Origin of the sequence: Flavobacterium aquicola, assembly GCF_003385115.1 — a bacterium.
GTDB classification, from domain to species: Bacteria; Bacteroidota; Bacteroidia; order Flavobacteriales; family Flavobacteriaceae; genus Flavobacterium; species Flavobacterium aquicola.
Window position 1 is genome coordinate 1 of record NZ_QUNI01000016.1, and the last position, 21132, is coordinate 21132.

2 protein-coding genes are annotated in these 21132 nt (G+C 34.1%); both read right to left on the bottom strand.

The annotated features are described in order from the left end of the window. Nucleotides 1-1498, bottom strand: a 1498-nt coding sequence (locus tag C8P67_RS19680; protein WP_245980537.1) for a condensation domain-containing protein, incomplete at its 3' end; no start/stop codon positions are given. 13 nt (nucleotides 1499-1511) lie between these two features. After that, complete coding sequence (locus C8P67_RS19685) at nucleotides 1512-21131, bottom strand: non-ribosomal peptide synthetase/type I polyketide synthase (protein WP_115814903.1); 19620 nt, start codon at nucleotides 21129-21131, stop codon at nucleotides 1512-1514. Nucleotide 21132: the final 1 nt, after the last annotated feature.

The following is a 21132-nucleotide window of genomic DNA, read 5'->3' on the forward strand; positions in this document are numbered from 1 at the left end:
AGATATTGTCTGCAATACTAACCAACAACTCTTGATAATGCAGCAGCATTCGATCTATTGTTGCTTTATCAAATAAAGCCGTGCAATAATTTATTTCTAATAAAACATCATTGTTATTTTCTGATGCACTCAATATCAAATCAAATTGTGCAGTAACCATATCGAACTCATAATCTGAAATCACAATACCTTCTAAACTCTCCTCTTTTTTACTAGAATTTTTAGTATTATTTTTAAAATCAAACATCACTTGAAATAATGGTGTCATACTCATATCTCTAGTGATCGCTATTCGATCTACGACTTTCTCAAAAGGTACCAACTGATGATCGTACCCCTCCAAAGTTGTTTGCTTTACTCTCGATATCAAATCTTTAAAACTCTGATCGCCGCTTAAATCACTGCGAAGTGCTAAACTATTTACAAAAAAGCCTATAATTCCTTCTAAATCCGATTGCGTTCTATTCGCAATTGGTGTTCCTACACAAATATCATCCTGTCCACTGTAACGAGATAATAAAATCTTAAAAGCAGATAACAATAACATAAACAACGTCACACCTTCTTCCTGGCATATAGAACTTAGTGAAGTGCTTATTTTTTTGTCTAGTTCTAAAGAAATAGTCGCTCCTGCATTACTCTGTACAGAAGGTCGTGCATGATCCATTGGCAAGGACAAAGTGCTTACACCGCTTAATTTTGCTTTCCAATAGGATAACTGATTCTCTAAAACAGAGCCTTCTAAATACTTACGCTGCCAAATAGCATAATCTACGTATTGTAAATTCAGCTTTGGTAAATTAGGAACTCTACAAGATTGTAATGCAGTATATAATTCTGTAAACTCATTCATCAAAATTCCCTCCGACCAACCATCACTGGCTATGTGATGGAAAACACAAGCCAAAACATATTTCTCATATCCTAATGTGTATAAACGCGCTCTTATTTTATAATCTTTTGACAGATTAAAAGGAATATTCAAATATGTCTTTAAATGACTCTCTAGCAACTCTTCATCCAATACCTCTTCTTGTTCTAAAAACCAATTCTGAGCACTCATAACCTCTTGATATCCAATCCCATCTTCTGACAAAAGATTGGTACGTAATACTTCATGGCGAGAAACTATAGTCTGTAATGATTCTTCTAAAATTGAAATATTTAATGCTCCATCTAAACGTAACGCAATAGGCATATTATATTCTGCACTACCACTTAACTGATCCAAAAACCATAAACGCTCCTGGCTAAACGATAGTGGAATTTTAGTAAAAGAATCTCTATTGTAAGGAGTAATCTTTTTTAATAATTCTTCTGATGTATCTTCATCTTTATACTTCTTTAGATATTGAATAATTAATTCCTTATTATTTTTTATTTCCAAAAATACTGTCGGGTCTATATTAGTATTTGATTTAACGCTTAATAAATCACCTTTTAATACTAATTTTATTCCTTCTCTATTTAATCTTTCAAAAAAACTTAAAAATTCCATATGCATTATTAAATTATAATTCGATGTTTATACTATAACCTTTTTTAGTATCAGTAGAGTTGATTACTTTATAGATTATATATGATGCTAACTCTTCTACTGTATTAAATCTGAAAATGTTTCGAATAGACACTTCTATTGATAGTTCTTTACGTATCATAGACACCAAGCGGGTTGCTAATAAACTATGACCACCCAATTCAAAGAAATTATCATAAATTCCTATCTTATCAATCCCTAATAATTCTTGCCAAATTTCTGCTAACTGCGCTTCCGTTTCGTTACGCGGTGCTACATATTCTTTACTTGATAAATCTGAACTATCCGGATCTGGCAGTGCCTTTTTATTCAGCTTTCCATTAGTGGTTAAAGGCATCGCATCTAAAGTCACCCACAATTGAGGAATCATATACTCTGGCAAGTTGATCTTTAATTGGTTTTGCAATACTTCTTTATCAAAATTCCCCTCAAGTACAACATAACCAACCAGACGCTTGTTGCCGACTGTATCTTCCTTAGCCAATACACAACACTGTGTTACTCCTGGCAAAGAAGACAAGACGTTTTCAATCTCGCCCAATTCTATACGATAACCCCTTATCTTAACCTGGTCGTCTTTTCTTCCTATACATTCAATATTGCCATCAGGTAACCAACGTGCCAAATCGCCTGTCTTATAAACTCGTTCACCTTCCTTAAATGGATTCTCTATAAACTTCTCATTAGTTAATTCTTCTCGGTTTAAATAACCTCGTGCTACCTGAACGCCTCCGATACACAATTCTCCAATTACTCCTATTGGCACTATCTTATCATAATTATCTAATATGTATATCTTAACATTATCAGTCATTCTCCCTATATTAACTTTTTGAAAACGATTTAATCTTTGAGCAGTAACCCAAATAGTAGCCTCTGTTGGACCATATAAATTCCAAACAAATTTACTTATAGAAGTAAGGCTATCCTTTAAAGATTCCTTAATAGCTTCTCCTCCAGTTAAGATAGTAACTCCTTCTTTATTGTCCCAGTCATTATCAATAAGCATTTGCCATGTTGATGGTGTCGCCTGCATAAAATCAGGACGGTAATCAGCTATAAAAGATTGAAGTTTATCTGCATCTCTTATGGATATACTATCTAAGACGATAACTTTTGCTCCTAATAATAAAGGAGTAAAAAATTCTAAATAAAAAATATCAAAAGTATATGTTGTTACTGAAATAAATTTCTTCAAACCACTCATTCCTAAACGATTAATCATACCTAGTAAGAAATTAACTAAACTAGTATGAACAACAGGAACTCCTTTAGGAACACCTGTACTTCCCGAGGTGTAAATAACATATGCCAAATTAGAAGATGATAATACAGGGATCAATTTTCTTTTAGAGCAGTCCGAGATAACATCCCAATCACTGCCTAAAGATAAAATTGATAATCCTTCACGCTTATCTATAATTTTACGACTTAACTCACTACTCAACACCAAGTGAATACTAGCATCTTTAAGCATGTAATTTATACGGTCTCTTGGATATTCCGGATCGATTGGAACATAGGCACCTCCTGATTTTAATATACCCAGAATACCAATTAGCATTTCTAAACTTCGCTCCAGACAGATACCAACAAGATCATCTGGTTCTACGCCTTGTTCGCGTAAATAACGCCCCAACTGATTCGATCTTTGATCTAATTCTTTATAACTTAATTCCTTACCTTCATAAACAACCGCGATAGCGTCTGGTGTTCGTTTAACCTGTTCAGTGAATAAATCAACTACTGTCTTATCTTTTGGATATGCGATATCAGTGTTATTGAAAACATTCAATAATTGATGTTCTTCTTCTTCGGTAAGCATCGATAAACTGCCCAAAGACTGGGAAATATCAACGACGACGTTTTTCAACAACTCTTGGTAATGTAATAGCATTCGGTCGATTGTTGCCTTTTCAAACAAAGCAGTACTATAATTTATGTACAGTGAAATCTCTTCATCTACTTGTGATACACTCAATGTCAAATCAAACTGCGTAGTAACCATATCAAACTCATAATCTGATATCATAATATTCTCTAATTCTATTTTTTTATTAGTTACTGTTGCATTTTGCAATATAAACATCACTTGGAACAAAGGGGTCATGCTCATATCTCGGGAAGTAACTACCCGGTCCACTACCTTCTCAAAAGGAACCAGCTGATGGTCATATCCCTCTAAAGTAGTCTGCTTGACCATTTTCAATAGATCCCTGAAGCTCAGATCACCACTCAAATCACTGCGAAGCGCCAGTGTATTGACAAAAAAACCAATCATTCCCTCTAACTCCGATTGTGTACGATTAGCTATAGGAGTTCCTACACAAATATCCTGCTGTCCACTATATCGGAACAACAAAACCTTAAAGATGGATAAAAACAGCATGAACAAAGTTACTCCCTCTTCTCTGCATAAAGACTCCAGCGAAGAGCTTAACCCCTTATCCAGTCGAAAAGAAACACTCGCTCCCACGCTACTCTGTACAGAAGGACGCATACGGTCTGTCGGTAACGATAAAGTACCGACACCTTCCAATTTCTTCTCCCAATACGACAACTGATTCTCTAAAATATTATCTTCTAAATACTTGCGCTGCCAAATAGCATAATCTGAATATTGCAAACTAAGCTCCGGTAAAACCGTCGGACGACCAGATTGAAAAGAACTATACAATTCCATAAATTCATTTACCAAAATCCCCCCTGACCAGCCATCACTAGCAATATGATGGAACACAATTGCTAAAACATATTGATTGTTCCCTAAACAATACAAGCATGATCGTAACTTGTAATCTTTCGATAAATCAAATGGATGCATTAAATAATCTTGTAGACTACTTTCTAGAATCGATGTATCCTCTATCTCTAATTGACTCATTGACCAGTTTTCAGAACCTATCACCTCTTGATAAACAATACCTTCTTCAAATAAAAGATTCGTACGCAATACTTCATGACGAAATACAATCTCTAGCAAGGTCCGTTCCAATAAAAATGCATCCAATAATCCATCCAAACGAAGAACTATTGGAATATGGTACTCAGTACTGCCATGTAATTGGTCCAAAAACCATAGTCGCTCCTGACTAAAAGACAAAGGAACACGATCTGAACGATCTGCTACTACAATACTTGGCAACAATACGTTTTCACATTGATCTGATATTTGAGCTCCCAATGCAGAAATCGTGGTATACTCAAAAACATCTCTAATAGAAATCTCAATTGATAACTCCGTACGAATGACAGATACCAAACGAGTCGCCAACAAACTGTGCCCGCCCAACTCAAAAAAATTGTCGTAGATCCCAACCTTATCAACTCTTAATAATTCTTTCCAAATCTTTACCAATCTAGTTTCTTTTTCATTACGCGCAGCTACATATTCTTTACTTGAAAGCTTAGAACCGCCTGGATCCGGTAATGCCTTTTTGTCCAATTTCCCGTTACTAGTCAAAGGCATTACCTCTAAAGATACCCAAATCATAGGAACCATATATTCTGGTAAGCTCAGCTTTAATTGTTCTTGTAATTCCTCTTTGTCTAATGAACCCTCCATTACTACATAGCCCACCAAACGTTTAGTGCCACTTGTATCTTCTTTGGCTAATACACAACACTGGAGTATTCCTGATAAAGACGATAATACCCCCTCTATCTCCCCCAATTCTATGCGATACCCCCTAATCTTGACTTGGTCATCTTTCCTACCTATATATTCTATATTTCCATCAGGCAGCCAACGGGCTAAATCACCTGATTTATATAGTATGGAATCACTATTCTTGCTGAATGGATTCGATATAAACTTCTCTGATGTAAGCACTGGTTGGTTTAAATAACCTCGTGCTACACCTGCACCTCCAATACACAACTCTCCTTCTACTCCTATTGGCAATAAGTTTAAATAAGAATCAACAATATAACATTCTAAAGTAGGAATCGCGGAACCTATATTACTAATTTGACATTCAGTATCAGCCTCCCTAATCTCTTTATAAGTAACATGCACGGTAGTCTCTGTTATTCCATACATATTTATCAATTTGCAGTCTGGATAAGTTCGTTTCCAATTTCTTAAATAAAATGGATTCAAGGCTTCTCCTCCAAAAATTACATATCGCACGGAATGTTTTAAGTTTCCTGATAGAAATTCCTCCTGAAGAACATAAAAGGAGCTAGGTGTCTGATTTAAGACCGTTACACCTTCACTAATTAATAATTTCTTAAAAGAAATTGCATCTTTTGTGATATCTTTAGAAACAATTACTAAACGACCTCCATGTAATAGAGCTCCATATATTTCCCATACCGAAAAATCAAAGCAAAAAGAATGAAATAAAGTCCAAACATCATCTGATCCAAAATCATACAAACAAGATTCATGTCTGAATAGTCGAACTACATTACTATGTTCTATCAAAACTCCTTTAGGAGCACCTGTACTTCCTGAGGTGTAAATAACATATGCTAAATTAGAAGGCGATAATATAGGACTCAATTTTCTTTTAGAGTAACCTGAGATAACATCCCAATCACTGTCTAAAGATAAAACTGACAATCCTTCACGCTTATCTATAATTTTACAACTTAATTCACTGCTCAACACTAAATCAATGCTTGCATCCATGAGCATGTAATCTATGCGATCTTTTGGAAAATCTGGATCAATGGGAACATAGGCTCCTCCTGATTTTAATATTCCTAGAATACCAATAAGCATCTCTAAACTACGCTCCAAACAGATACCAACAAGATCATCCGGCTCTACTCCTTTTTCCCGTAAATAATGCCCCAACTGATTTGAGCGTTGATCTAATTCTTTATAACTTATTTCCTTTCCTTCGCAAACAACTGCAATAGTATTAGGTGTTCGTTTAACCTGCTCTTCGAATAAATTTACTATAGTCTTGTCTTTTGGATACGCAACATCAGTATCATTGAAGATATCCAATAATTGATGTTTTTCTTTATTTGATAATATACTCAAAGTATTTATATTTACTTCTTTTTCAATAGTTAAGCCATCTATCAGCTGAATTAATGATTGCTCCATGAATTCAAATATGCGATCTGCCCCAATACTAGCATCTACAAGTACCGTTACCCCAAAATCAACACCAAAATCATCTACAATAAAGTTAAAAGGATAGTTCGTCCTTTCATAATCTCCAATTAGCGTTATCCCTAAGTCTTTGATATTATTCTCTTCTAGTAAAGATGATGAAGAATGACGGTAATTTAATAAAGCACTGAAAAAAGTCATTTGATTGGAGATACCGCACCAATCATGGATGTGAGACAAAGGGGTTTGTTCATAAGATAATAGTTCTCCTAATCTTAATTTAACTTCCTCTAAATATTCCCTAACACTGCCTTTTAATTCCAAAGCAACTGGTAGTGTATTTATAAACAAGCCTAAAGAATCAGCTGCGCCTAAAGAACCTTGCAAACGTCCGGAAAATAAAGATCCAAACACCGCATGTTCCTTATTACTGCATCTTGCTACTACTAATCCGAAAGCTGCATGAAACAATACTGCAGGACTCATACTTAAATTCACACAAACAGTACGCAATAGGGTACTTAAATCTCTAGAAAGAATAACAGTAGACTCTTCAATTTTTGTACCGTTTCCTAAGATATTTGATAAATTAAACGGGTATGTTGGTTCATTAATTACTCCCAATAGTGATCTAAAATAAGATTCTCCATCGTTGACTGATTGTGTATGTAATGTATGCCCAATGAAATCCCTATATAAAAAAGGAATCGGAAGATTTTCCGCTTCTCCTGCGAGATACAACGTTACCTCTTCTATGATTTTCTCTAAGCCAACATGGTCCATTACTAAATGGTGATCATAGACTACTAGATAATAAGATTCATTCTCAGGATCATCAGCTAATTTTAATTCCATTAACGGAGCTTTAGAAGTATCCATCCAATGGGTTCCCGAAGCTACTAATAATTCTAACTGTGGTAAAATAGCTTTGGAGTTATCCAAACTTGAACTATCTACTAATTCTATTGATAAAACAGCTTCTCTCAACACTACCTGTACCGCATTAGGTAAACCAGTACTTAAAAAAGAAGTACGTAAAATATCATGGCGGTTCACCACAAATTGTAAGGCTTCAATAAACGCTGCTCTTTTGTTCGAATCTGAAAATGAAAGTAAACTCGAAAGAACATAAGGATCTCCCTGAGCAGTATCGCTCATGAGATGATGAAAATAAATCCCTTCTTGTAATGGAGATAAAGGATAGATGTCTTCAATATTTGAAACACCACCTGCAACCATTGCAACTATCTTATCTAAATCACTCTGCTCAAAATCAAGTAAAGGCACCATCGATGGTGTAATATGATCACTTGTTGCTAAAATTCCATTAGCAGGAACAGTATAAACAAACGATGTCGAAGATAACTTATTACTAATTGAAGCTATCGTTGGACTTGCAAAAATATCTTTAACTAAAATATAAAAATCTAATGCCTGAAGGCGGGATATCAACTGAACTACCAATAAACTATGCCCTCCCAATTCAAAGAAATTATCATGTATTCCTATCTTAGCGACTCCTAATAAGGACTCCCAGATAGCTACTATTTGGATTTCTGTTTCATTACGCGGCGCAACATACTCTTGTGTAGATAATTGAGATCCATCAAATTCAGGTAAGGCCTTTTTATCTAACTTTCCGTTAGATGTAAGTGGTATTGTATCTAATTCAACCCATAATTGGGGAACCATATATTCTGGCAAAATAGATTTTAATTGTTCTTCTATTTTCTCTTTATCTAATACACCTTCCAAGACTACATAGCCCACCAGACGCTTGTTTCCACTTACATCTTCTTTTACTAATACACGACATTGGATAACTACATCTAAAGATAATAAAACGTTCTCAATCTCGCTCAACTCTATGCGGTATCCTCGAATCTTGACCTGATCATCTCCTCTGCCAACAAACTCAATATTACCATCAGGTAACCAACGAGCTAAGTCACCTGTTCTATAAATCACTCCTCCTTTTATAAAAGGATTTGTTATAAACTTTTCATTAGTTAACTCTAGTTGGTTTAGATAACCTTTGGCAACTCCTGTTCCTCCAATACCCAACTCACCAATAACCCCAATAGGTACTAATTCTTTATTAGAATTTAAAACATAAAGACTTGTATTAGTAAGTGGTTTACCTATTGGTAGAGTGTCTGCATTATCTGCTATATCAGAAACCACATAACAAGTAGCGTAGACTGTTGTCTCCGTTGGACCATATACATGAAGTATCTTATTATGCCCTAATGCAGCTAACATTTTTCGCACAGGTGGTACTGAAACTTTTTCACCTCCAAATAATAAGAGTCTCAAGCTGGATAATAAAGACAGATCATATTCAGCTAAAGAATTAAACAATGCAGTTGTGATAAAAACAATACTCAACTCATGTTTATTTATAACTTGAGATAAAGCGCCTGCATCTGAAGCTGTTAAATTATCTATTAAATAAAGGGAAGCTCCGTTTAAAAGACTTCCAAAAATCTCATATGTTGAACCATCAAATGCGTAATTAGACCATTGAAGCACTCGATCTGAAGCTTTTATTGAGATTTTATCAGATGGATCATTAATTAAAGTAATTATATTCTCCTCACTAATAAGGATTCCTTTAGGAACCCCTGATGTCCCTGAAGTATACATTACATATGCAACCGAATCAAGTTCTCTTTTGTATAAGCTTGCTGAAATTTCATAATGATAAGATTGTGCAATATTTAAAAGGGTATATTCCGAAACTGCTAAACCTGAAAGTAAAGATTCTTCGCTATAAAGCAGGTAATTAACACTTGAATCTTCAAGTATATAGGATAGACGATTAGAAGGCAATAAGGGATCTAAAGGAACGTAAGTACATTCTGACTTCAGAATACCTAATATACTAATGATCATATCAAAACCTCTATTAAATAATATTCCTATTCGAGAATCCTTAACCACGCCAGTCGATTTCAAATAATGAACTAATTGATTCGACCTTTCATCTAAATCCTTATAACTTACTTCCTCTCCCTGATAGACTATTGCTACAGCTTCCGGAGCCTTTGCTACCTGTTCTTTAAATAAATCAATTATCGTTTTATCTTTTGGATAGGCAAGGATAGTATCATTAAAAGTATTTAATAATTTATATTCTTCCTGTGTAGAAATCATGGATAAACTACCTATAGGCTGCGTGATATTGCTCACAATACTAACCAGCAATTCCTGATAATGCAACAGCATTCGGTCTATTGTTGCTTTATCAAATAAGGTTGTACAATATGACATCTCCAATGAAATAGCATTATTATCCTCAAATACATTTAACATCAAATCAAATTGAGAGGTAATGTTCTCAAAATTATAATTCGAAATTGTAATATCCTCTAAGTTTAATTCTCGAGATGCATCAGGCGTATTCTGTAATACAAAAAGTACTTGAAACAAAGGGCTCATAGCCATGTCACGAGTAGTAACCACACGATCTACTATCTTTTCAAAAGGAGCTAATTGATGGTCATATCCCTCTAAGGTTGTCTGTTTTACCATTGCTAATAAATCGCTGAAACTTGGGTTTCCACTCAAGTCACTTCGAAGAGCAATAGTGTTGACAAAAAAGCCAATCATATCTTCTAACTCCAATTGCGTACGATTTGCAATAGGTGTTCCCACGCAAATATCAGATTGTCCGCTATAACGGGACAACAAAACCTTGAAGGCTGATAATAAAAACATAAACAACGTAACACCTTCTGATCGACATAAGGAATCCAAGGATGCGGTTAACGTTTTATCTAATACAAAAGAAATACAAGCTCCATTTGTACTATGTACCGAAGGGCGTACATAATCAGTTGGCAATGATAAAGTGCTAACATCTTGTAGCTTCTCTTCCCAATACAATAATTGTTCTTCTAAAACAGTATCAATTATATATTTTCGTTGCCAAATGGCATAGTCTGCATATTGCAAACTCAATTTTGGAAGAGTTGCTGTTCGATCTAACTCAAGCGTATTATACAACTTCATAAATTCGTTTACTAAAACACCTCCAGACCAACCATCACTGGCAATATGATGGAATACACTGGCTAATACATATTTTCCGTTACCCAAATCATATAAGCAACTTCTTAGCTTGTAATCCTTAGATAAATCAAAAGGTTTCTTCAGATAGCCCGCTATATTACTTTCTAATAATAATTCATCTGATACAACTTCTTTATCCAATGACCATTCTTCTGCACTGACAATTTCTTGATAACCGATTCCATCTTCTGAAAGAAGTACAGTTCGCAATACCTCATGACGAGAAATAATTTGTTGTAATGTTTGTTCTAATATCGATACGTCTAAAGATCCTTCTAAACGAAGAACTACAGGTATATGATAATCTGTACTGCCTTGCAACTTATCCAAAAACCATAATCGCTCCTGGCTGAAGGATAAAGGAATACGAGTAGGACGATCCTGTACGACAATCGTAGGTAATAAAATCCCTTCGGATTGGGCGGACACATAAGTTCCCAATTTAGAAACCGTAGTATGTATAAAGACTTCTCGAATAGAAACCTCTATCATCAGCTCCTTACGGATCATAGAAACTAAACGTGTTGCTAATAAACTATGACCTCCCAGTTCAAAGAAATCGTCATGGATGCCGACTTTTTCAACACCCAATAACTCCTGCCATATATTAACAAGTTGTAATTCTAAATCTGTAGTTGGCCCAACATATTCTTCACTTGATAACTCTGAGCTATCAGGATCTGGCAATCCTTTTTTATCTAATTTTCCATTACTGTTTAATGGCATTACATCTAATGCGATCCAGATCGTAGGAATCATATATTCAGGTAAGCTTAGTTTTAATTGATTTTGAAGACGCTCCTTATCTAATTCGCCTTCTAATACCACATAACCTACTAAACGTTTTGTACCATTTATATCTTCTCTTGCTAATACACTGCATTGGGTAATCCCAGGTAATTCTGATAATGCGTTCTCAATCTCACCTAATTCTATACGATATCCACGAATCTTAACCTGATCATCTTTTCTACCTATAAATTCCAAATTCCCATCGGGTAACCAACGTGCTAAATCACCAGTCTTATACATTTGCTCTCCTTCTTTAAAAGGATTCGCTACAAATTTTTCACTGGTTAATTCTTCCTTATTTAAATAACCTCTTGCTACTCCCGCTCCGCCAATACATAGTTCGCCAATTACTCCTATAGGCACCAATGATTCAAAAGTGTTGAGTATATAAAAACTATTGTTCCATAAAGGTTTACCAATCGGAACATTAATTAAGCCATCAAGACTCTCAACATTATCCGTTTCAAAATAAGAGCTATCTATGGTTGTTTCTGTGGTTCCGTAACTATTAATGATTCGCATAGCGTGACCAAATCTGGTATACACTGTTTTAAAGTCATTAATACTGCATACGTCAGATCCTAAAATTAACAACTTCATCCAAGCGTAATCTAACTTTTGCTCGTAGATGTAATCCATCAATGGAATCACTAAACCTGGCGTACCTTCTAATATAGTAACACCTTTTTCTAAAATAAGGTCATAAAGTCTGGCTGGATCCAACCTAAAATCTGAAGGACAAAGTATCATTCTGCCTCCAAATAATAAACTTCGGCATAAATCCCCTGAAAACACATCAAAAGAAAAACTTGCCATTTGTAATAAGCAAGTATCACTATCCAAAGAGTAAGATGACTCCCAACATAAAGCTATATTTAATAAGCTCGTATGATTAATAATAACTCCTTTGGGTCTACCTGTAGAACCTGATGTATAAATTACATAAACAGACTGATCTGCTTTGACAATAGAATCAACCTTACTTAATGGTTGTTCACCTATTGACTTCCAATTGTCATCTATTGTAATAATTTGTATTTTCTTGTTTTTGGCAACTAAAAACTCATGTGCCTGATCTGTTATAAAAAAAACGGCATTACTGTCTTCAATTATGTAATGAATGCGATCTTCAGGATACTCAGTATCTATAGGGACATAAGTTCCACCTGCTTTCAAAACACCAAACACCGCTATAATCATATCAAAAGAGCGATCGACACATATGCCAACTAAATCTTCTGATTTTAGTCCTTTATGGATCAAATAATGTGCTACTTGATTTGATTTTTCATCTAATTCTTTATACGTTAATTCCTCATTTCCAAAAACAACTGCTATACTATTCGGCATTTGCAATACCTGTTCTTCAAATAAATCAACTATCGTTTTATCTTTTGGATACGATACTTCTTTATCATTAAAATACTGTAGTTGTTGCTCTTTTTTATCTTTAGATAACAATTGTATATCTTCTATACTGCCTCCATCGCCATCGCTTTCAATGATTTGATTTAAGATAAATTGATAACAATCTAAAATATCTTCTGCCAGTTCATTACTTAGAAAAGATTCTCTGTAGTCCAGAGAAAGAACTAAATCTCCAGATTCCTCAATGGCATTAAACATTAAGTCAAAATCGCTGTAAACTGGTTTATTATGTACTATATGTAAGTCTACACTTTCCATATCAGTATTGGAAGCACTAACATCAAAATTAAAAATAACATTTACCCAATTATCATACTTTATATCCGTTTCTTTTTGGAGTAATTCCATAAAATTAGCATACGGATATTCTTGATGCTCATAGGCTTCATATATTCTGTTTTTTAGATCCTTTACATATTCTATTAAAGAATCTTTGGAATTATGAGATATTAAGAATGGCATAAAATGAGAGAAATCTCCAATTGCTTCTTCTATATCCGGCATGGTTCGGCCACCTGCAGGTATACCAATAATAACCTCATCTTTCTCACATATTTTACATACTAAGAGTTCGAATGCAGACAAAAATGTCATGAAGAGCGTTAGGTTTTGCTGACTGCTCCATTTTCTGTACCTCAGAATATTTTCTTTAGGAATACGTAAAGAAACTGAATTACTTGCGTTCCCATATTTTGATAAACTGTTATCAAATGGAAGTGTTATATAAAAAGATTTTTTAGAAAATTTATTTATAAAATAGTCTTCATGAACCTTCCAATCATCATTGTTCAGGTTGTTTTTCAACCATTTTGTATATTCATAAAAACCAACAGCTTGCACTAAATCAAGTTTTTTTCCCTGAAATAACGAATTGTAATTATCTACAACCCCTTGAATAAATAAAGCACAAGACCATCCATCTGCTATTATATGATGCATCGTCACAATTAAAGTACTCTCTTCTAAAGAAAACTTTATTAACTGTAACCGTACAAAAGGCCCGTTGGTAAATGAGAATGCCGTACGCATGTTTTCATTAACTAAAGCTTTATAAGCCTCTTCTTGTTGATTTAATCCATCCTTTGAAAGATCTATTTCTTCTATTGGTAAAGTAATGGATGGATCAAAAATTAAATGCTCTCCATCTACTGATACCCGAGTTCTTAAAATACTGTGATTATCTATTAAATTATGTATTGCCATTTTCAGCAATGATGCATAAATTTTACCTTTCATCTGTAAGCTGAAAGATTGCGTATATGCTAAGGATCTTTCCGGGTCAATCTGATGAAGAAGATTAAACTTCTGTTGTGTTAAAGTCAAATTAACCTTAGAAATATTTGATTCCTGCACATCATAATCAATAACCTCCAGGGACAAACTCTTTTCTTGAGAAATATCAGAAGAAGTATAAACCAGTTTAGCACATTCTGTAATTCCTTTGTATAATTCTTCTATATCTTCATCAGAATGTGCAAATGAAAGAAAAAGATTATTAGATTCCCATACATATATTCCTCTTTGAACCAAATGGAAAGCTAATAATTCGAAATTCGCTTTGTATCTAAATGAAAATAGAGATCCAAAATATACCATCATCATGGGTAGTGATTCCTTTTCGAAATAACTGTTCAATCGGTTCATTAAAGAAGCCGTTCTGTTATTGAGTTCCAGATATGCTTCTTTACCAATTTCATCAATACGGGTAAGCACCGCTTTTGATGCTGCCATAGTTAATGGATGTCGTGTAAAAGTACCTGCAGTAAATGTTTTGTCTACTTCAGGATAGGATTCATCTCCAAACTGCCAACGACCACCATCTACAGCATCCAGATATTTTGGTGAACCGGCAACAATTCCAATTGGCATTCCTCCTCCGGCTATTTTACCATAAATTACAATGTCGGCTTTCATATCAAAATACTCTTGAGCTCCTCCGGGCATGATTCTAAAACCAGTCACCATTTCATCAAATATGAAAGGAATATCTAATTCTTTAGTTAATTCGCTAAGCTGATGTAACAATTCTTTTGGCTGAGAATCAGGAAACCTACTTCGTACAGGCTCTACTAATATCCCTGCAAGATCGTCTTTGTGTGCGCGTATTTGTTCTAGAATATCGTCATCAGAATAATTAAGGATAATTAAATCTTTAACCATATTTGCTGTTATTCCTGCCGATAAAGATTCTACAACATTTTCTTGATCACCTTGAACTCCAAGTGTTATTTCTCCATGTCCGTGAAAAGAGGCCGAAAAAACGATGATTTTATTCTTTTTTGTAACAGCTCTAGCTATTCTCAAAGCAAAAGAAACAGCTTCTGTACCTGTATTGGTTAGGCAAACTCGCTCAGCACCAGTTAATTTGGACACTAATCTTGCAATATCTCCAGACAACTTATTCATAGGGCCAATAATCATACCCTGACTATGCTGTTCAAGAATTGCCTTAGAAATAAATTCTGGTTGATGACCAAAAATACAGGAGCCAAATCCCATCACTATATCAATGTATTTATTTCCATCAATATCTGTAAAATGAGAACCAAATGCATGTTCACTCACTATTGGGTAAACCATTTCTTTTGTGGCAATGTTGAACTTATAAGCAGAGCGATAATCCGCTAAAACAGCTTTGTTTTCAATAGCAAAAGACTTTGATTTCTGGGTTTTAGCGGTATAACTCTCTATTAATTGCGGTAATTGTTCTTCTTGGTTTTTTGGTAATTTTTGAAAATAAAAGCTTTTACTGCCAAATGATCCTGGCAGGCTAACTTTTTCTTTAGTTGTTATTTTTTTTTTTACGATATCAAATATGTTCGTACTTTTAGAAACCTCAGCAAATGCTTCTCCCGTTGTATGTTTATCAGTATTTTGTGATGTCCTGGAGGTGTTTAAAAACTCAGAAATTATCTGATTTTGTTGTGACAGTATACGATTCTGCTCAGCAAATTGTTCTCTTATTATAGTAAATTCTGTAATATCAATTGCGGTATTTTCAATTACTTCTTTTACCGGTGTTTTAATATAGTCAGCAGTCGATTTATTTATTATTTCTTCTCCATTATTTGAATGTCTTCCTGTACCAATCTCACCATTTGAACTTGCCCTAAAACTACAAGAAGTATTCGTGTCAAATGTCTTATTAACCTCTACATGATTATCAGATACGACTTCTGTTTGCCCCGTTTCCTGAATAATGTATTTTATAATTGCATCCAAATTCGTTAAATCTTCAAACATCTTTCGGATTGGAAGTTTCACGTTGTATTCTTTACGTATCTTATTTATGATTTCCATCAAAGAAAATGAATCTGCACCATAATTCAACAATGGTCTATGCAGCTCTATTTCTTCAATTTTCATCTGTAGCGTAGCTGAAATTGTATTCTTTAAAAAATTCTCTATATCTTTAAAAATCATGCTTTCTGAAAAATCTTTATTATTAGTACTAGAGATTGTATTTGATTCTTTGGAAATAGTAATTTGTTCTTCTTCTATCCAAAATCTTTTTCGTTGGAATTTATAAATTGGAGCATTTACTTTTACAACATCTTTATTAGAATAAAATGATTTCCATTGTACATCTCCTCCTTCTTTATACCATTCATTTAGACTTTCTAATAATTGCAGGTTCTCATTTTTACCTTTTCTAAAAGAAGCTAACCACATTGTTTTATCAGCTCTCTCATCAGATATACATTGACTTCCCATATTGATTAAAACAGGATCTGGTCCTATTTCTACATACACATCAACTTCTAAGTTCTCTAATGACTTCATACCCTTTAAAAAATCCACCGGAGAAGTAATATGATCTACCCAATACTGTGAGGTACTTATTTCCTTACCTGCTACAGTTCCTGTTAGATTACTAATTACTATACATTTGGGAGATTGAAAGTGAATAGTATCCGCGATTGCTTTAAATTCAGAAAGTATAGGCTTCATCATTGGAGAATGAAAAGCATGGGAAACTCTTAATTTTTTCCACTTAATACCTTTTAAAGATAATGCACTTTTGATAGACTCTAAGGCTTCTTTTTCTCCTGACAATACTATTTGATTAGGAGTATTAATTGCTGCAATGGTAACTTTTTCTTTATAATGATTCAATATTTCGGAAATAGCTTCTTCATTAGATCGTACCGTAATCATCTCTCCTTCAAGTGTAATTCCTTGCATAAGACGCCCTCTAGATGCTACCAATTTAAGACCATCTTCTAAAGAAAACACACCTGCTACACATGCCGCTACGATTTCTCCTATACTATGCCCTATTAGTACAGTAGGTGTAATACCCCAATGCTCCCAAAGCTGATATAGTGAATATTCTACGGCAAATAGTGCAGGTTGTGTGTATTGGGTTTGATCTATAAATTTGGCTTTTTCACTTCCTTCCTCTGCAAATAAAACAGTAATTAAATTTTCATCTAAATGAGCTTTTAATAACTCTGTACATATATCCAAAGCTTTCTTAAAAACTGGTTCAGTATCATATAACTCCTGTCCCATTCCTAGATATTGAGAACCTTGCCCCGTAAATAAAAAAGCTGTCTTTAACGATCTTGTTTTCTGAAATGAGCTATTTTCCTGATTTAATTTTTGAAGTAATTCTTCTTTATTTTCAGAAATTATTCCTAACCTATTTTCAAAGTGATCTCTGTGTACTGATAAAGTGTAAGATAAATCGCTTATTTTTACTTCTGGATTATTCTCAATGTAATCAATTACCGCAACAACTTGGGCTTTTAGTGCTTTTTCTCCTTTTGCAGATATTGTAGTCAGCACTGTATTTTGAGAAGAAATCGTATCGTTTTGTTTTTTTGCATGATACACGGGAGCTTCTTCAAGAACTATATGTGCGTTTGTTCCTCCAAACCCAAAAGAACTTACTCCTGCCCTGCGTATGCTATTCTTTTTTTGATTCCATTTTAATAAATCATTAGGAATTAATACATTCAATTTTTCCCAATTGATATATCTATTAGGCTTATTATAGTGCAGTTGTTTCGGGATTATAGAATGCTGTAGACACAAAAGTGTCTTAATTAATCCCGCAATTCCCGCAGCTGCTTCTAGGTGACCTATATTACTTTTTACAGATCCTATTATTAAAGGACTGTCTGCATCTCTTTCTTTATTAAATACTGTATCTAGTGCATTAATTTCTATTAGATCTCCTAGAGATGTTCCTGTACCGTGTGATTCTATATAATCAACATCTTTTGAGTGTAATCCTGCAGATTTTAATGCAGCTTGTATTACCTCTTCCTGAGCCAATCCATTTGGAGCAGTTAATCCATTACTTCGGCCGTCTTGATTAACAGCGGATCCTTTAATTACTCCTATGATATTATCTCCATCTTCTATAGCTTTTGATAACGGTTTTAATAATACTAGTCCAGCACCTTCACTTCTTACATATCCATTAGCTGAATCGTCAAAAGTTTTACATCTGCCGTCTGCCGCCATCATACTAGACTGTGATAATGCTACTGTAGACTCTGGTGTTAATATAAGATTTACTCCTCCCGCGATAGCCATAGTACATTCTCCACTCCGAATATCCTTTATAGCCAAGTGTATACTTACCAAAGAAGACGAACAGGCCGTGTCAATAGACATACTAGGTCCTTTTAAATCGTAATAATACGATAGCCGATTGGAAGCTATACTCAATGCCGATCCAGTTCCCGAATACATATCTTTAGGATAGTTTTTGAGTAAAGATGCATACTCATTTTGAAGAATACCAATATATACTCCAGTCATTGACGCTTTGAGTTCTTTTGCAGTATATCCTGATCTTTCTAATAATTCATGAGTCAATTCTAATAAAATGCGTTGTTGAGGATCCATAAATTTAGCTTCTCTAGGAGATATCTCAAAAAAAGAAGCGTCAAATTCATCTATAGCATCAATAAAACCTCCCCAGCGTGTATTCATTTGGTAACCATCAATTTCTTCTTTACTGCTGAAGAAATTATCAATTTCCCATCGGCTCTTTGGTACTTCTGTAATAGAATCTGTTGCTGATTTTAAATTTTCTAAAAATGTTTCCAGATCTTGCGCGCCTGGAAAACGACAAGACATACCAATAACTGCGATTGGTTCTGAGTTCAATATTTTTTCTTCCTCAACATTTGAAGTTGATTCAATATGTTCATTAGATACTAAATATGCCACCAGATCCTTTATATTTGAATAACTATACACAATTGTTGGTGTTATTTCTATCCCCAAATAGTCAGACAATTTTCCTGTGAGTCTTATACTTTGTATAGAACTCATACCCAATTCTGAAAATGAAGTATGTGCATTGACATTTAATATGCTTATGTTTAGTTCTGCTGCTACTGCTTCTCGCAAAAACTTTTCTAAATCACTGAGTAATATTGGCGCTTTTACTACAATATCTTCCTGTGGGTTTTTAGTAGAATTATTTATACTTTGACCTCTTTCCCATTGATCCATTACACCATCAATAGTATCCGACTCATATAAAATTTTAGTAGCTAATCGCTTAATTTTTCCGCTGGAAGTTTTTTCAACTTTTCCTGGTTCTACCAATACAATTGCATATATAGATAATTCATGTTGCTCAAATACACTATCAATTATACTTTTTACAATGAAATTAAAATCATATCCCTTCATTGAAGTTCTTTTAATTTCCTGAACAATGACCAATTGTTCTTTTCCTTTTGCCTCTATACAAAAAGCCACTCCTGCATTGTTTTGTAAATCAATATGCGATTGTTGTACAACACGTTCTATATCTTGCGGAAAATGATTTACCCCATTAATGATCATGAGTTCCTTTAAACGACCTGTTATATAAAGTTCTTTATCGTTTAAAAAACCCATATCTCCTGTACGCAAATACTCCTCTTTGTATTCCTCTAAATTTGCATCCGAATTTTGAATTCGTGCCTGAAAAATATCTTTAGTTAATTCCTCTCTTTGCCAATAACCTTTAGCAACACTGGCTCCACTAATCCAAATTTCACCTATTTCATTTTCCTGACATATCATTTTAGTATCAGGATTTACTATTTTAATTTCTAACTCTTCTAAAACTGGTCCATTACCTATAAATTCAATAATATTAGATGTTTTATCTTCTTTATCGAAAAGTTTTACTTCTCCTGAATGAAATTTTTCTTTATCTAATAATAAAGATTTGGGTATTGAATTAAAATTAGAACAGCTAACTATTAGGGTAGTTTCCGCCATCCCATAACATGGAATTAAATACGTTTCATCAAATCCAATAGAACTGAAACTAGTACTAAAATTATTTATGGTTTCTGGTCTAATTGGTTCTGATCCATTGTAGGCTACTTGCCAACTGCTTAAATCCAGCCCTTTTAAATCCTCTTCTTTAATTTGATTAGCACATAAATCATATGAAAAATTTGGCCCCCCACTAAAAGTCCCTCTATAATCTGAAATAACTTTTAACCATCGAATAGGTTTTTGTATAAAAGCGGTTGGTGGCATAACAATCATTTCAAACCCTACATATAAAGCTTGAAGAATATTTCCTATTAGTCCCATATCGTGGTAAATAGGTAACCAACTAACCCCTATGCTTTCAGAATTTTGATGAAAACAGTTTTTCATCAATTTATTATTATGCACAATATTAGAATGTGTAACCATAACACCTTTTGGATCACCTGTTGACCCAGAAGTGTACTGAAGAAACGCAGTATCTGTTGGTAATACAATAGGAAAATCTTTATCCAATAAATCAACTAACACATTGGTTTGCAACCATTTTATATTTGCAAAAATTTCAGTATCAAACCAACCACTACTCTTAGTATATACACTCTCTATAGTCAGAATAAGAGTAGCTTTACAATCAGCTACAATATTTTCTAATCTGCCTATTCTTCGTTTTCCTTGTGGTGGAAAAGCTGGAACCGCAATTACACCTGCCAGGAAACAGCCTAAAAAAGCGTCAATAAAATCTAATCCTGATGGATATAAAAGTAAAACACGATCTCCAGGTTTTGCATGTTCCAATATATGAGATGCAATACGTTTTGCGTTATCATATAAATCCTGAAAGGTCCTGTAATCACTTTCTTCTTCTCCATTTTCTAAAAATCTATAAATAACCTTATTTGGAGTTTGGCTAATATGATTACTTAAAACTTTAACTAAGGTTTCTTTCGAAGTTATATCTTCTGGAATAGTAGATTTTATTAGCGACATT

Coding starts and splice junctions, on each gene's coding strand:
- C8P67_RS19685 (WP_115814903.1), bottom strand. CDS start 21,131: ATGTCGCTAATAAAATCTACTATTCCAGAAGATATAACTTCGAAAGAA.